We start from the raw sequence: 15,553 nt of genomic DNA on the forward strand, positions 1-15,553 counted from the left end.
TATATCGATTAAATATGACATCAGTCAAAGAACCTGTCAACGAGCAGGAAGACGCGCCGCTGCCCGAAGACGGCATCGAATCGGGCGGACGGGTGCGCGCCAAGGAAGGCATGGCGGGCCTCGCCAAGGGGCTTGCGATCATCGAGGCGTTCGGCGCATCGACCACGCGCATGACCGTTTCGGATGCCGCGCACCTTGCGGATCTGAGCCGGCCCGCCGCGCGTCGGTGCCTGCTGACGTTGGTCGATCTCGGCTATCTCGCGCACGACGGCAAGTTTTTTACGCCGCTGCCGCGGATGCTCAGACTGGGCAGCGCGTACCTCAGCACATCTTCGTTGACGCAAATCGCGCAGCCGCTTCTCGCGAACGCCCGTGACGAGCTGCAAGAGTCGGTGTCGCTGGCGGTCATGGACGAGGGTTACTCGGTGTTCATCGCGCGCGCGGAAGCGATCAGAATCGTCTCGACGGGAGTGAAGCTCGGCGGCAGATTGCCCGCCTATTGCTCCGCAACCGGCCGCGTCCTGCTATCAGATTTGACGGAAGAAGAAATCAACCGGCATCTCGACGCCACGCCGATGAAACGGCTGACGGCGCGCACGCTCGCGACGCCGGCCGCGGTCTTGCAGGCCGTCAGGCGTGCGGCGGAAGATGGCTATGCGATCAGCAACGAGGAGTTGGAGATCGGTATGTCCGCGATGGCGGTGCCGGTGAGAAATCGCAGCGGGGAGATCGAGGCCGCGCTCAGCGTGAGTGTGTTTTCCGGACGGGTTAGCGTGGAAACGCTGGAGCAGAAATTCCTGCCTGTTCTAAGGAACGTGGCGGCGCGGTTGCAACGCGCGCTGTAGCGTATAGCGCTCAAGGGCGGGTGAAACGGTGCGCATTCCGTCGAGTACGTTTCGCGGGGGCAGAGCGATCCGAACTTTCCATATCAGCAACTCGGCGTATCGCAATCCGCTCTGAGCCACACCATTCGCTCGCTCGAAACCCGTCTCGGGATGAGACTGCTGACCCGAACCACGCGCAGTGTCTCGCCGCCCGAGGCGGGCGAGCGTCTTCTTCAAACCATCGCTCCGCGGTTTGAAGAAATCGACGCGGAACTGGCTGCGGTCACCGAGTTCCGGGACAAGCCCGCAGGCACGATTCGCATCACCGCGACCGACTACGCGACCGAAACGGTCCTGTGGCCCAGATTGTCGAAAGTCCCGCACAACTATCCGGATATCAAGGTTGAGATCACTACCGACTATGGCCTTTCGGATATCGTGGCGGATCGCTACGACATTGGCGTTCGCCATGGGGATCAGGTCGCCAAAGATATGATCGCGGTGCGCCTCGCGCCGGAAATGCGTATGGCGATCGTCGGGGCGCCGGAATATCTCGAGAAGCATGCACGGCCGAAGAAACCTCAGGACCTGACCGGACACCAGTGCATCAATCTGCGTTTGCCGACCCTGGGCGGCTTCTATCCATGGCAGCTCAAAAAGGGCGGCCGCGAGGTTTTAAGCGCCATCGGACAGGAACGTTACCGTCCGATCGCGCCACACCTTCCCGCACCAGAAACGCCAGCATGCGATCGACCGGGCTGTCTTCCAGCTTGTGGACGTACGCGAAGCTACCCCATGACATAGCGCGTAATTCATCGGTCTCTACATGATCACCTCGTCGTGAACCGACGGCTTTTGCGCAAGTAATCTGGAAAGCTTCCGCAGCGCCGCGTCGAGCTCGTCGCGACTTCTACCGCGGCCGAGTGAAATACGGATCGCATTTGGCGGGCTGTGCCCTCGATAAAATGCAGTCGACGGCGCAACGAGCAGACCCTCCATACGCGCAGCAGCGCACAGATTCAAGGGCCGCCAGTAGCTTGGCAGCGTCAGCCAGACATGGATGCCGTGATTCTGAGTTCCACCAACCGCACCTGACAAAGTTCCGGTTGCCATACGCTGACGTACGCGTGACTCTGCCTGCACGCCGGCCAGTAGCAAAGCGGCCGAGCCATCATGAATCCACTGCGTAGCCAGCGTAGTCGTCAACATTGATGTCGAAGACAATGTCCGTAGCGCGGAAAGGAACGAGTGCTCGCTTTGCAGGTCCGGAAACGTCACAAAGGCCGTGCGCAGCCCAGGTGACAGGCATTTCGACAGGGTCGACACGTAGAACACCTGCTCCGGAACGAGACGTGCCAAAGGCGGAGGCGCATTGTCGGCGAGGAGCCAATATGGATCATCTTCGATCACTTTCACATTCAGGCGTGCCGCTATGCGGGCGATCTCCAGCCGTCGTTTCTCCGGCATGGTCCGGGCCGTCGGATTCTGAAGCGTCGGGTTCAGGTAGATCACCCTTGCGTTGTGTTCTGCGCAGGCGCGTTCCAGTGCGTCCGGGCGCATTCCGTACTCGTCGACAGCGACGGTTTCGATCCTTCGCCCTAGTTGCTCCGTTGCCATCGGCATACCGGGATATCCAAGCGGCTCCATCAAGATGACATCACCCGGTCCGGTTAGCGCCAGAATCAAAGCAGCCAGCGCGGATTGCGCACCCGGGCACGCGACCACGCGCTCCGTTTCAATCTTTCCGAGCATCGGTTTCAGCCATTGCGCGGCAGCGTTGCGGTCCGCAATGCTACCGCCGCTTAGGTGATACGTCATCAGCAGGTCGGCGTCAGCGCGCATCAGGATCTGCGACATCCCCTGGCGCAACAACGCCTCCATATGGACATCGGCAGGCGGCGGCGGAATGTTCATGCTCAGATCGACGCTTTGCGTCAATTCCACCTTAGGCGCCGCGACGAACGTGCCGAGCGTGCCGCGCGCCTCAATCAGCTGGCGTCGGCGCGCTTCCGTGAAGCCGCGCGTGACGGTCGTCAGGTCGATCTTCAGCAACTCCGCCAGCCGGCGTTGTGCGGGGAGCCGATCGCCGGCGCGCAACGACCCGTCAGCAATCGCGCGTTCGAGAAACTTGACGATCTGCAGATATCGCGGACCGTCGCCATGGGTAAAACCGGAAGCCCAGAGGGCCTCCTTGTATTGATCATGTATGGATATCATTCGGCGTCAATCTGTCGCAGTTGTATGGATATTGTCTCACACTACGATCCGGTCACGGGACACAGGTCCATACACTGCGCTCATTGTAGGGAAGCGCGGAAGCATCAAATGGTAGAGCGCGCCGGGCGCGTTCACCGCCGGGCGCGCCAGATCGCTCGGCCGGATGCATGTATGGATGGCGTCGCCGCCAACCACGGTACATCACATGCGAAATCGGAATTTGTTTGGAGAAGGAAACGCCGCGCGGTCTATTACGGTCATCCGGACGCGCGAAACCAAGGGCTTTATCGGTGCGGCTATTCGCCCCGTCCTGCTGGGCGCGTCCGGGCTACTTGGCGGGTGCAGCACCGCATTGCTCGATCCCAAGGGAGATATCGGCATGCAGGAGAAGCATCTGATCCTGCTTGCGCTCGGTTTGATGCTGCTGGTGGTCGTTCCCGTCATTCTGCTAACCTTGTACTTCGCATGGCGCTATCGCGAGTCGAATAGACACGCGACCTACGCGCCCAAGTGGGCCCATTCCACTACGATCGAAGTGGTCGTCTGGGCAATTCCATGCGTCATCGTGGCCATCCTTGCCCTTGTGATCTGGCGCACTACGCACAGCCTCGACCCATCCCAACCGATCGAGTCGCAGAGCAAACCAATCCGCGTCGAAGTCGTCGCACTGAACTGGAAGTGGCTGTTCATCTATCCAGAATACGGCGTGGCCTCGGTCAATCAACTTGCCATTCCCGTCGACACGCCGATCTCGTTCGACCTGACCGCCGAATCGCTGATGAACTCTTTCTTCATTCCGCAACTCGGCAGCCAGATCTACGCCATGTCGGGCATGCGCACGCAGTTGAACCTCATTGCCAACAGCCCTGGCGTCTACGCGGGGCGTTCTTCGGCGTTTAGCGGACCCGGCTTCTCGGACATGCACTTCGACACCGTGGCGACCAGTCGCTCTGAGTTCGACGCATGGATCGCGCGCGCGAAGCTCTCGCCGGTGTCGCTCGATAAGGCGACTTACGAAGCGCTGGAAAAACCCAGTCAGAAGGATCCGGTGACGTTCTACGCGCACGTCGCGCCGCGTCTTTTCGACGACGTGGTCGATCATTACATGCACACGGCGGCTCGCGCCCCGATCTGCGCGACCGGCAATAGCACGCCCTCCATTGAACGCACCGGAGCCAAATCACCTGCCCATCAGGCTACGGAGTAGTCACCATGTTTGGAAAACTTACCCTCGACGCTATTCCATATCACGAGCCCATCATCATGGGCACCCTCGCCGTAGTCGCCGTGCTCGGCATCGCACTGCTTGCTGCAGTGACGTTCGCCGGCAAGTGGACTTACTTATGGCGTGAGTGGATTACCTCAGTCGACCACAAACGGATCGGTGTGATGTACATCCTGCTTGCACTGGTGATGCTTCTGCGCGGCTTTGCCGATGCCATCATGATGCGCACGCAGCAGGCCATCGCGTACAACGACGCGGCCGGCTATCTTCCGCCCCACCACTACGATCAGATCTTCACGGCCCATGGCGTGATCATGATCTTCTTCGTAGCGACCCCGCTGATTCTCGGACTGATGAACGTCGTCATTCCGCTGCAGATCGGTGCGCGTGACGTCGCCTTTCCATTCGTCAATTCGTTGAGCTTCTGGATGTCGGCAGTCGGCGCGGTGCTCGTGATGATTTCGATGTTCGTTGGCGATTTCGCGGCTACCGGCTGGGTTGCGTATCCGCCGCTATCAGAGCTCGGATATAGTCCCACGGTCGGCATGGACTATTACATCTGGTCGCTGCAGATATCGGGGCTGGGTACGACACTCACCGGCATAAACTTCATCGTTACGATCCTGCGGATGCGTGCGCCGGGCTTGAACCTGATGAAGATGCCCGTCTTCGTATGGACCGGGCTGATCACCAACATCCTGATCGTCGCGGTGTTTCCGGTCTTGACGGGCACGCTCGCGCTGCTCGCCGCCGATCGTTATCTCGGCATGCACTTCTTCACGAACGAGCTGGGCGGCAACGCAATGATGTACATCAACCTCATCTGGGTGTGGGGACACCCTGAGGTATACATCCTGATCCTGCCTTGCTTCGGCGCTTTCTCCGAGATCATCTCGACGTTCTCGGGCAAGCCGTTGTTCGGCTATAAGTCGATGGTGTATGCGACGGCGTCTATCGGCATTCTGTCGTTTTTTGTCTGGCTCCACCACTTCTTCACGATGGGCTCGGGCGCCAATGTAAATGCATTCTTCGGCATCATGACGTCGATCATCTCGATTCCGACCGGCGTGAAGCTGTTCAATTGGCTCTTCACGATGTTCCGAGGGCGGATTCGCTACCACACGTCGACGCTCTGGACGATCGGCTTCATGATCACCTTCGCAGTGGGCGGCATGACTGGCGTTTTGCTGGCCGTGCCGGGTGCGGACTTCGTGTTGCACAACAGTCTTTTCCTCGTCGCGCACTTTCATAACGTGATCATCGGCGGCGTGGTGTTCGGCTGTTTGGCCGGGATCAGCTTCTGGTTCCCGAAAGTCTTCGGCTTCACGCTCAACGAGTTCTGGGGCAAGGTCTCTTTCTGGTGCTGGCTGGTCGGCTATTGGCTGGCCTTCACGCCGCTCTACATCCTCGGCTTCGAAGGCATGACCCGTCGCATGAACCACTACGCGGTGCCCGAATGGCATAAATGGCTGGTCGTGGCACTGATTGGCGCCGTGTTCATTGCAGCAGGAATTGTGGCGATGATCGTTCAGTTCGCGGTCAGCATCCGCGACCGTGAAGCCAACCGCGATCTGACCGGCGATCCGTGGAATGGACGCAGCCTCGAATGGTCGACCGCGTCGCCCGCCCCGTTTTACAACTTTGCTCACGTACCGGTGATCACGTCCCTCGAACAACATTGGGACAACAAGGAAGCTGGCAAGGCCTATGTGCAGTCGGGCCAATACGAGGACATTCACATGCCGCGCAACACTGGCGCAGGCGCGATCATCGGCGCTTTCAGTTTTCTGTTGTGCTTTGCGCTGACATGGCATATGTGGTTGTTTGCGGCACTCGGTCTACTTGGGATGATCGGCACCTTCATCGTCCGGTCCTACGACCAGGATGTCGACTACTACGTGCCGGCGGCCGAAGTCGCCCGAATCGAAAATGCACGCCACGCACAGCTGAAAGAGGCAGCCTGACCATGACGACCGTTGCAACGACGCAAGCGCATCCACACCATGATGGGCACCACCATTCGCACGACGATGGATCGAAAACTACGCTGGGGTTCTGGATCTATCTGATGAGCGACTGCCTGATCTTCGCCACCCTGTTCGCGACGTTCGGCGTGCTGGCCAACGCCACTGCGGACGGCCCGACAGGCAACCACTTGTTCGAAGTGCCTTATGTACTTGGCGAAACCCTGCTGCTTCTGGCCAGCAGCTTCACGTTCGGTCTCGCAATGCTCGGTATGCAGCTTCGCCGGCACGGGCAGATCATCGGCTGGCTCGCGGTCACCTTCGCGCTTGGCGCGGGCTTTGTCGCGATGGAACTGGCCGAATTCGCGAAGCTGGTAGGCGACGGCTCAGGTCCGCAGGTCAGCGCATTCATGTCGTCGTATTTCGTTCTGGTCGGCACGCACGGCTTGCACGTCACATGCGGCCTGCTGTGGATGGCGATCATGATGCATCAGGTCTACAAGTTCGGTTTGACCGGCGTCACGCGTCGTCGACTTGCTTGCCTGAGCCTCTTCTGGCATTTCCTCGATCTGATCTGGATCTGCGTGTTCACCTTTGTCTATTTGCGCGAGTTTGTATGAAAAAGACGTCTCACCCAACAACGACGCATGAGGCGTTTCACGCGTCGTCGCACGGCAGTCTCAGGGGCTATGTGATCGGAATCGTGTTGTCACTGGTGTTGACGCTGGCATCGTTCGGCACCGTGATGACCGGTGTCGTTCCACACGGTTTCGGTCTTGCAACGATCGTAGTGCTTTGCGTGGCACAGTTGGTGGTGCAATTGATCTTCTTCTTGCACATCGGCACATCTCGAGACCGGAGAGTCAACACCGGCATTTTCGTGTGTACCGGATTTCTGATTGCAATCATCGTCGGATTGTCCCTGTGGGTCATCCATAACGCCAATCAGAACATGATGCCATACCATATGTCAGTTGAAAGAGCGATGTCTCGCGACTAAGCATGCTGACCGTTGAGGGGCGCTGCGTGACGCAGTCGCTCTCCCCTCTTTCGCCAGACATTCTTCCTTACTAACGTCGCGATCGCTGTCACAACCAACCAGGCTCTACAGTCCTAAAAGGGCCGGCTATGGCGAGCCCTCGCCAGTCAATATCTGGCCTCGGGCGTCGGCTGAAGTGCGAGACAAGCTATGCTGCGAAACCCTGATATTCCCCCAAACGCATTTTCGAATATTTGTCCCTCACGTGACGTACTCGCCAGACTCGGTCAGAAGTGGACGATCCTCGCGATGATTGCGCTACGCGACAATCCGTTGCGCTTCGTTGAGATCAGACGTCGAATACAGGGTGTGTCGGACAGGATGCTCACACAAACTTTGAGAGCAATGGAAAGGGATGGTCTCGTCCAAAGAAAAGTTTATGACGAACGTCTGCCACGCGTCGAATATGCTTTGAGCTCTTTAGCTCGCTCGGCGTTGCCAATCGTGGTTGAGTTGAAGACATGGGCCGAGTGCTCACTCGAGTCCATCGAAGCGAGTATGCAACGGTTTGATTCAAAAATTGAACCGTGAGTGGCTTTCCATCAACCGGTTCCGATCGAAAACAATACAGGAGGGCCTCCCGGAGATCCACTACTCGCGCATCTATCGATGACTTTCGGCGGTGGCAAGCGGACGGCTGTTTTGAAGCCATTTTCGAAGGCTCTGTGTTCAGGCTTCGACAAGACGATCATCTGGACCAGCACCATCATTGATGGCGATGGCACGACCACAGCAGCGAAGAAAGGAGGCGGCAACCCCGGCTTCAGCGGTCACAAGGTGAAAGGCGACAAGGCCGAGCGAGGAATTTCGGTGGACTATCCGACGGTGCATCGCTGCGCGATCAAACTGTTGCCTGTGCTTGAAAAGGCGTTTCGGCGCTGCAAGCGGTCGGTGGCAGGAGCTGGCCTGGTTGCTAAAAGTCAATCGACTAAGTCTGGGCGGAATGCGTGCCGCGCGCGCTAGCGGCCCGCTCACGGATTCTTCGGCGCACCACTTCGACCAGCGACGCAACGATCGCTTCCATTGCCATACCCGGCCCCAACACAGCTTCAATCCCACGCCGTTTGAGACTTCGGGCGTGCTCGTCAGGGACGATGCCACCCAAGACAACTGGAATGGTCAAATGTCGCCGCTCCATCTCGCCAAATAGATCAGAAACCAGACCTAAGTGAGCTCCGGCCAGCGACGAAACACCCAGCAAGTCGCACATTTCTGCACATGCAAAATCGACCGCGTCGCAGGCCTGTCCGAACAATCCACCCATAACGACTCGGAATCCTGCGTCCGACAACGCGCTGCCGATCAACTTTATGCCCCTGTCATGCCCATCTTGCCCAAGCTTTACAAGCAGGATACCCGGTGCGCGTCCTAACTCCGCTGCAAGTTCCCGCACAGCATCGCAGGCCCCGTCCCATCGACTGTCGCGCCCTCGCGCTGACGCATATATGCCGTGGCTGATGCGCATGGCAGCTGTATACCGGGGCCAGACAGCCTCTAATGCCTTGATGCATTCGCCAACCGTCGCTCTTAGGCGCATGCAATCGATCGTTCCCTGCAGGAGATTTCCGCGCCGGGTCCGGGCGATTTCGGTTAGGTGCCTCAGGGAGTTGGTTACAGCACTCGCGTCACGATGCATCTTGACGCTATTGATCCGTCGCACCTGTTGGGTGCGCACATGCTGATTATCAATCACCATGCTCGGGACCGATACGGCAGTATCCGGGTCTGGTGATACAAAACGATTCAACCCGACGACGACCCGTTTTCCGGAGTCAGTTGCCGCTTGCACTTCTGTTGCCGCCACCCCAATTTCGCGCTGCACCCACCCGGAATTGATCGCCTCCAGCACACCGCCCTGCTCCTTGATCTCGCCAAGCTTTTCCCGGACGCGGCGCGCAACCTGATCGGTAAGCGACTCCATCATGAACGAACCCGCCCAGGGGTCCACTACGTCACACAGCCCCAGTTCATGCTGAAGGATCAATTGCGTATCTCGAGCAAGCCGCGATGCCTCGGCCGATGGGAGCGACAAGGCTTCATCGTACGCGTTAGTGTGAAGCGACTGCGTGCCACCGAATATTGCGGCCATCGCCTCGACGGTCGTACGGACAACATTGTTGTCGGCCTGCTGAGCGCTGAGTGAAAACCCCGAGGTCTGACAATGCATTCGCAAGCCGCGAGCTTTCTCGGTCGATGCTCCGTATTGCGCCGCCAACTCAGACCAGATCAACCTGGCAGCGCGTAACTTGGCCGTCTCGACGAAAAACTGTTTTCCCACGCCAAAAAAGAAACTGATCCGCTCGCACGCGAGATCGGCTGACATGCCGTTCGCGAGGAGTATCTCTACATACTTACAGGCGTTGGCAAACGTTAGTGCAAGCTCCAGAGCTGCGTCAGCCCCCGCCTCCTGAAAATGGTAGCCCGAGACAGAAAGAGCATTGAATCGTGGTGCCACCCTGGCAAGATGCTGAGCAACATCGCTCGTGATCCGCAACGATTCCTCTGGAGCAAAAATATAGGTATTTCGCACCATATATTCTTTGAGGATATCGTTCTGCACTGTGCCGGTCAGCCCGGAAGCCTCCACACCACTTTCTTCGGCTGCAACAATAAAAGCTGCCAGAACGGGCAGCACCGCTCCGTTCATGGTCATAGAAACTGAGACACGGTCCAAAGGGATGCCTTCAAATAGCCGAACCATGTCTTCAACAGTGTCGATGGCCACCCCAGCCATGCCAACATCCGCATGAACGCCCGCGTCGTCGGAGTCGTAGCCCCTCTGAGTCGGCAGGTCAAATGCGACTGACAAACCTTGAGCCCCTTCCGCCAGAGCACGTCGGAACGCGAGGTTGGAATCAACAGCATCGGCATAACCTGCATACTGCCTGATTGTCCAAGGCTTACCGCTATACATCGACGCATGAACACCGCGTACGAACGGAGCCTCGCCGGGCAAGCTCTTCACATGCGGGATCCCAGAGATATCGCTCGCCGTGTAAAGAGGTTTCAGTTCGATCGTGCCGCTCACTTTCGGCAAACCTTTCCGGGCCGTCATGAATTTTTCCACCGTTTCTCGGTTATAACGTCGGCAATCTTCGCGCCGTCGCTCGCGCGCAAAACATGGCACCAGTGTGCAATTCCCCGCTTATCAATCCGCTTGCCGATCGTACGAACAAGAACGGAGTCTCCCAGATTGACGTTCCCGTAGAAGAACATGTCTCGGGCAGTCGTTACGGGCGGCTCCTTGAACTTGTGAGTCTGCCACTCCGCTCTATCAACGAAAGCCTGAAAACTTGCAAAATAGAGCAGGTCGGCACCGTTGAAATCGCCGTTTGGACATGGATAGAATTCGCAAGATGAGACATATTGCGTATTCAAATTTAGCAGCAGCTCGCGCGAGATAGCTTCTCGGTTGCCCAGATCTGAGTTCCGTACCGCCTTACCCAGGGCAAACATCTCGGCAGCCTCCGCTGGCGGGTCGGCAATCTCCCCTGCCAGCGACGTGAGCGTCGCTCTGGATATGGAACGGTTATTTCCCACTTCGCTACGCGTTACAAACGTTGACGACATTGAGACGCTGCAGTGCTCCTCCCCACGGGAGATCAACTCATGACGGCTGAAATGCCGTGCCTGACCGACTCTGCGAAGTGACGTACGGATTTCGAAATCGTCGTTCTCACGCATTTTTTCAAATCCGGCAGTTCGGACACGAATCGCGGTGAACGCAGCGTAAGACCGTCGTCCGACATCGTCGAAGAAGTCCGGCCGCTCGCGCTGGCCGTGACTCGCTAGCGCGTCCCAGTGCTTCTGCCCGCACTCCTTCAGAATCCAGTTTTCGGATATGCCGGTCAGGCTGAGTTGTGGCATGCCGGCACGATAGCCTTGCGTCGTCAGGTACATAACGTCACGCCGCCATGCTCTCTTGCTGTCCGCCAGCCGCAAAGCGAACCGAGACAATGTCGTCAACGATGTACTGCGCATCTCGCGAGATGCCCGAGAAGCGGCCTGAGCCCCATGTGTGCAACCACGGCAGGCCCACGAAGTACAACCCAGGCTGGGGTGTAATGCCACGATGATGGGCGGGATAGCCCCGACCGTTAAAGACCGGCGCATCAATCCAGCTGAAATCCGGACGGAAACCAATACACCAGATTACGCATTTGATGCCACTTCGAGCGAGATCGAGAGTCGTCCGTTCGCGTGCCGGACTCCATACAGGTTCGTACTTCTCACCCAAAGGTGCGTCAATCCCGTTCTTCTCGATGAAAGCGTCGATGCTTGAGTTGATGCGGTTGTAGACCTCATCCGCGTCGTCGAGGTTAGCGATCAGATTTGGCGAGAATTTGAGCTGACCGTCCTGAAGCTCATCGAGTTGTCCGTACAATTCCATGCCTTCCGATGCAAACTTGCGCAGATCGATGTCGCGACCTCCGTCCCGGCCGGTTACGTAGTGATTGGTGTTATCACGAACTCCTTCCCGCAAGGGATGCTTCTCGACTGGCATATCGTAATAGTGCATATCAGCGAGCCAATCCACAACGTCGCGGCCCCGATAAAAGCGAGCGCAGCGCGGAGCCTCGCCAACGGCGAGATAGACCTTTCGGCCGGCGAGATGGAGGTCTTCTGCGATCTGTGCGCCCGATTGTCCCGAACCGACCACGAGCACAGCCCCTTCTGGAAGCGCTTCGGGACTTCGATATTCGGACGATTGCACCTGCAATACGCCGCCCGGGAGACGCTCAGCCATACGAGGCACGATTGGCGCGTGGTACCCGCCCGATGCCACCACGACCTGGTCAGCCGTGAAATCGCCACCCGTCGTCTCAACGGCATAAATGCCGTCATCTCCGCGCTTGACTCGAATGACACCGGTATTCTCAAGGACCGGAGGATTGACCTTCGCGATAAAGCCGTCCAGATACTCGATAATCTCGTCCTTCTTCATGAAGCCATGCGGGTCCGGCCCGCTATAGGGATGCCCGGGCAGAGCACATTGCCAGTTGGGCGTCACAAGACAGAAGGCATCCCACCTTTGACTGCGCCAGGTATGTGTCACCGTCTTTTTCTCGACGACGGCGTGGTCGATCCCCGCCTGTTTCAGGTAGTAGCTCACAGACAAGCCGGCCTGGCCACCGCCGACCACGATTACGCTGTAATGGCCGGGCTCGATGTTCGGTTGGTTCACTGTGACGTTTGAGAGGGACATTTTCTGTCTGCCTTTGATAGATGCGGTGAATGAAGGAGAACGCTCCGTCCTGTGGACGCAGATCGCCAGTCAACGAAGTTCGAGCACGGTGACAGCTGCGCTATCGTCCGTGAAGCGCTCCGCCAGTTCCTCGATTTGTGCCAGCTGGTCCATGGCTGCGGAACAGGCGAATCCATACTTTTCTCGCACCCGCTCCGATGCGATGTTGAGGGCTTCCTTTGAGCGCGACACAAAATCCCGAACCGGGTAGTGAGTTCCAGGAGTGAAGAACTCGCTCACAATCACCGACGGCGAGTAGCAATCTATTTCGTGACCATCCGGCCACCGAACCTTGAAATGCATGACTGGCATAGCAAACCTCATTGATTGGCAATTGACTGCGTGGCCAGCCATTGCTCATAAAGTTGAGAATGTCGGCGTGCACTGGCAGACCAGCTGAACCGGTCGAGCAGCGCGGGAACCGCGTGTACGAAGTCGATGCTGTCGCGCGCGTCCAGCGCATCGAGCAATGCCTTGGCAATGGCCACTGGGTCCTTCGGATCGGTCCACGAACACACAGCTTCATTCAAGTATTCGGTGAACGGCGGAATCTTCGACACAACCGCTGGCGTTCCACTGGCCAGTGCTTCCAGAACAGCAAGCCCGAAACCTTCCTGAAGCGAAACCATCGCCAGCACGTCAGCACGCCGGTAGAACGCCGACATTGCTGCGTCCGTCAACGCACCGGTCAGCACGACTGCTTCTCCAGCGCCGACGCTTAGGCCGAGTTCGCTTGCACGTCTGACAAAACCGGAAACGTACTTATTGTGGTCGAGCAAACTCGCGCCGCCAGCAATCACGAGCTGGACGTCCGTACCGCCTTTGCGCAGAAGCGCAACTGCCTCAAGAAGAAGCAGAGTATTTTTTCGTTCTTCGATGCCGCCAACAGCGAGCACGACGGGCGAGCGATGAATGCCGAAGGGCCTCAGGAGTTCAACGTCTCCCTCAGCGACCGGACTGAACCGTTGCGTGTCTACGCCATTCGGCACGGTTAACGCGGTGACACCGAACTCTCCTTGCATCCGTCGCGTCCATGTTTCGCTCACGCAAAGAACCCTGTCGGCGTCCCTCCAGGCGCGTCGCTGCCAGGAAGAGAGTTTCGGCTCGGGAAATTGATCAAGATGGTGCACAGTACGAAAAAATCCGCGAATCTCGCCGCTTTGCTTCATCTCTGCCAATGCGTTGCCACTAATGCTGTCTTGCGCATGCAGGATGTCAAATTCGCCGGCGCCATTTGAGCGCAGGACTCGCTTTAACGCACGAATTCGCCCATCGACCATGTCAATGGTATTGATCGGTGCTTCATCAACAACCGCGAGAACAACTCGGCAGCTCGAAGGGCGAAACATTCTTTCACCCTCCTGCGCCGGCGCAAAAATTGTCACGTCGAGCCCAGCTTCGACAAGTGCCTTTCCGAGTTCAAGGGTGTGTACAACCCCACCACGAGGATTGACGGAGTGGGTCAGCAGCCCAATGCGAAGCGTGCGGGTTGAAGTCATGTCGCACTCCGATGTCCGGGGCCGATAAAAGGTTTGTCACTGAAGTCCCAAAGCAGACCCGACTCGCCGTCCTGCCTGATTACTACTCGCCTGGAGGCGTCAACAGTCCCGATGACTGAGCAATCCAGCGACCTCTCCGTGAAGCTCTGGATTACCGCGTCAACGTTGCCTTCCCGAACGGACAAGATAAATCCGTAGCTCGGAAAAGCCGTGAGCCATCGGAAAAAGTCCACACCCGCTGGTCGAGGAATGCTATCCAGATCAATGGTGGCCCCAACGGAAGAACATTCAAGAAGCATCATCGCGGTACCTAGCGCACCTGCCATGCTTATGTCCTTGGCGGCGTCGCACATGCCCGATTCTGCAAGTTCCGGCAAAACTTCAAGATCCCCTCTCAGTCGGTTGGCAGGCGCTTTCACCGACGCATTCCAGAAAGGGTAAGGATCTTCAAATCCGCCGCGCAAATCTGCAACCATGAGCAAGCGGTCTCCGGGTCGCGCATTGAAGCTCGTCAGGAGCTTCTTCGCACGACCCAGGATTGCGACTGCAAGTTGCGCTTCTTCAGAGCGAGTGTTGCTGTGTCCGCCAATCAAAGGAACGCCGTACGCCACAGACGCCGCCGCCATTCCTGCTATTACCTCGTTCGCGCCTTCGATCCCGCGACTCCATAGAGCATCCACCACGGCGATTGGACGACCACCCATGGCGTACACGTCGCTCACATTCACCATCACTCCGCTATAACCGGCGAACCAGGGCATCGTGCTGACGAAGTCGCTAACAAGGCCTTCGATTGCAAACAGCAGATAGCCGTCGCCATCGGGAATCGCAGCACAGTCATCACCCACAGCAACCGCCTGTGCCAGATCGTCGCGGCCTCCCGGCATATTCGCAGACAGCGAAGCTACGACATCGGAAATGTCGTTCTTGTGGGCAAAGCCACGGCTGGCTCGCAGGCGCTCGGCTATTGAAGCGACACTCATCGCGGCACCCCAGCCCGAACGACGAAGCCCGACTGAGGAGTGACGCAGGGCGGGTAGTGATCGAGCTGAGCCTGCATCAAATGATGCGGGCGACCGAGCAACGTCTCTTCGCCCAGAACGTCCCACCGCAACCGGCGGAAAAGCGGTACGTTCTGACTTTGAACGTGCGCCAGAAACCGATCACAACCCAATGCGTGAGCGCTCGCGACAGCAAGGCGAATCAGCGTGGACCCGATTTTCCCGTGACGGCGGAAGGCGGCATGGACCGCGAGCCGGGATCCGAGCCATTCGCGCGGGCCTGTCTCGTGAATGCGAACCGTACCCACGACCTGCTCGGGCAGCCCCGCTACACAGCTAACCGCGACAAGCAACTGTGCGCGTGCGTCCACTTCGTCCCGATCGTCGCCCACAAAAATACCTTGTTCGATACAGAAGACTGCTCGCCGGAGTTTATGCGCCTGCTCAGTCTCCCATGGCAACGTGGCCCACTTGATCCGGTATTCGTTTGGCGAGAACGCCAACTGGACATCGTCGCGGTAGTTGTCTTCACAGAACAT

The 15,553-nt window shown here is 58.1% G+C and carries 14 protein-coding genes and 2 pseudogenes; 8 read left to right on the forward strand and 8 right to left on the reverse strand.

Going from position 1 to position 15,553, the window contains the following annotated elements; all coding sequences use genetic code 11:
* Positions 1-14 precede the first annotated feature (14 nt).
* Both P0D84_RS45735 and P0D84_RS45740 read left to right on the forward strand, forming a co-directional pair.
* Positions 15-845 (forward strand): IclR family transcriptional regulator domain-containing protein, encoded by an 831-nt coding sequence (locus tag P0D84_RS45735; protein ID WP_408350258.1) that lies wholly within the window; start codon positions 15-17, stop codon positions 843-845.
* An 87-nt stretch (positions 846-932) separates the two neighbouring features.
* Positions 933-1,499, forward strand: a pseudogene (locus P0D84_RS45740) (LysR family transcriptional regulator); the annotation flags it as partial.
* Positions 1,500-1,646: 147 nt separating this feature from the next.
* Here the strand turns inward: P0D84_RS45740 and P0D84_RS45745 are convergent.
* Positions 1,647-3,041 carry an aminotransferase-like domain-containing protein gene (locus tag P0D84_RS45745; RefSeq protein ID WP_408350261.1) on the reverse strand — a complete coding sequence of 465 codons (1,395 nt, stop codon included), beginning with the start codon at positions 3,039-3,041 and terminating at the stop codon, positions 1,647-1,649.
* A 379-nt stretch (positions 3,042-3,420) separates the two neighbouring features.
* On the opposite strand from P0D84_RS45745, the gene cyoA reads away from it, so the two are divergent.
* The 6 genes and pseudogenes from cyoA to P0D84_RS45775 all read left to right on the forward strand — a co-directional run.
* Positions 3,421-4,248, forward strand: a complete 828-nt coding sequence (cyoA, locus tag P0D84_RS45750) for a ubiquinol oxidase subunit II (protein WP_408351904.1) — start codon at positions 3,421-3,423, stop codon at positions 4,246-4,248.
* A gap of 5 nt (positions 4,249-4,253) precedes the next feature.
* Entirely contained in the window at positions 4,254-6,230 is a 1,977-nt protein-coding gene (cyoB, locus tag P0D84_RS45755) for a cytochrome o ubiquinol oxidase subunit I (protein WP_408350264.1), read from the forward strand.
* 2 nt (positions 6,231-6,232) lie between these two features.
* A complete protein-coding gene (gene cyoC / locus P0D84_RS45760; protein WP_408350267.1) occupies positions 6,233-6,850 on the forward strand; it encodes a cytochrome o ubiquinol oxidase subunit III in 618 nt (205 codons plus the stop codon).
* Positions 6,847-7,230 (forward strand): cytochrome o ubiquinol oxidase subunit IV, encoded by a 384-nt coding sequence (gene cyoD, locus P0D84_RS45765; protein ID WP_408350270.1) that lies wholly within the window; start codon positions 6,847-6,849, stop codon positions 7,228-7,230. The genes cyoC and cyoD overlap by 4 nt, the downstream gene beginning before the upstream one ends.
* A gap of 189 nt (positions 7,231-7,419) precedes the next feature.
* Positions 7,420-7,800 (forward strand): winged helix-turn-helix transcriptional regulator, encoded by a 381-nt coding sequence (locus P0D84_RS45770; protein ID WP_408350273.1) that lies wholly within the window; start codon positions 7,420-7,422, stop codon positions 7,798-7,800.
* Between the two features lie 261 nt (positions 7,801-8,061).
* Positions 8,062-8,163: pseudogene (locus P0D84_RS45775) on the forward strand (IS6 family transposase); the annotation flags it as partial.
* Between the two features lie 34 nt (positions 8,164-8,197).
* Here the strand turns inward: P0D84_RS45775 and scpA are convergent.
* The 7 genes from scpA to P0D84_RS45810 form a co-directional block, all read right to left on the reverse strand.
* Positions 8,198-10,324, reverse strand: a complete 2,127-nt coding sequence (gene scpA, locus P0D84_RS45780; RefSeq protein WP_408351907.1) for a methylmalonyl-CoA mutase — start codon at positions 10,322-10,324, stop codon at positions 8,198-8,200.
* Positions 10,321-11,169 carry a Pnap_2097 family protein gene (locus tag P0D84_RS45785; RefSeq protein WP_408350276.1) on the reverse strand — a complete coding sequence of 283 codons (849 nt, stop codon included), beginning with the start codon at positions 11,167-11,169 and terminating at the stop codon, positions 10,321-10,323. The genes scpA and P0D84_RS45785 overlap by 4 nt, the downstream gene beginning before the upstream one ends.
* A gap of 4 nt (positions 11,170-11,173) precedes the next feature.
* The gene (locus P0D84_RS45790; RefSeq protein ID WP_408350279.1) at positions 11,174-12,475 is read right to left on the reverse strand and encodes an MSMEG_0569 family flavin-dependent oxidoreductase; all 1,302 of its coding nucleotides are present in this window, start codon (positions 12,473-12,475) and stop codon (positions 11,174-11,176) included.
* Between the two features lie 69 nt (positions 12,476-12,544).
* On the reverse strand, positions 12,545-12,826 hold the full coding sequence (locus tag P0D84_RS45795; protein WP_408350282.1) for an MSMEG_0570 family nitrogen starvation response protein: 282 nt from the start codon (positions 12,824-12,826) through the stop codon (positions 12,545-12,547).
* A gap of 8 nt (positions 12,827-12,834) precedes the next feature.
* Positions 12,835-14,013 (reverse strand): MSMEG_0565 family glycosyltransferase, encoded by a 1,179-nt coding sequence (locus tag P0D84_RS45800; RefSeq protein ID WP_408350285.1) that lies wholly within the window; start codon positions 14,011-14,013, stop codon positions 12,835-12,837.
* Entirely contained in the window at positions 14,010-14,996 is a 987-nt protein-coding gene (locus tag P0D84_RS45805) for a sll0787 family AIR synthase-like protein (RefSeq protein ID WP_408350288.1), read from the reverse strand. The genes P0D84_RS45800 and P0D84_RS45805 overlap by 4 nt, the downstream gene beginning before the upstream one ends.
* Positions 14,993-15,553, reverse strand: a complete 561-nt coding sequence (locus P0D84_RS45810; RefSeq protein WP_408350291.1) for an MSMEG_0567/Sll0786 family nitrogen starvation N-acetyltransferase — start codon at positions 15,551-15,553, stop codon at positions 14,993-14,995. Before P0D84_RS45810 ends, P0D84_RS45805 begins: the two co-directional genes overlap by 4 nt.

This window comes from Paraburkholderia sp. RL17-337-BIB-A, from assembly GCF_046025895.1.
Lineage (GTDB): Bacteria > Pseudomonadota > Gammaproteobacteria > Burkholderiales > Burkholderiaceae > Paraburkholderia > Paraburkholderia fungorum_C.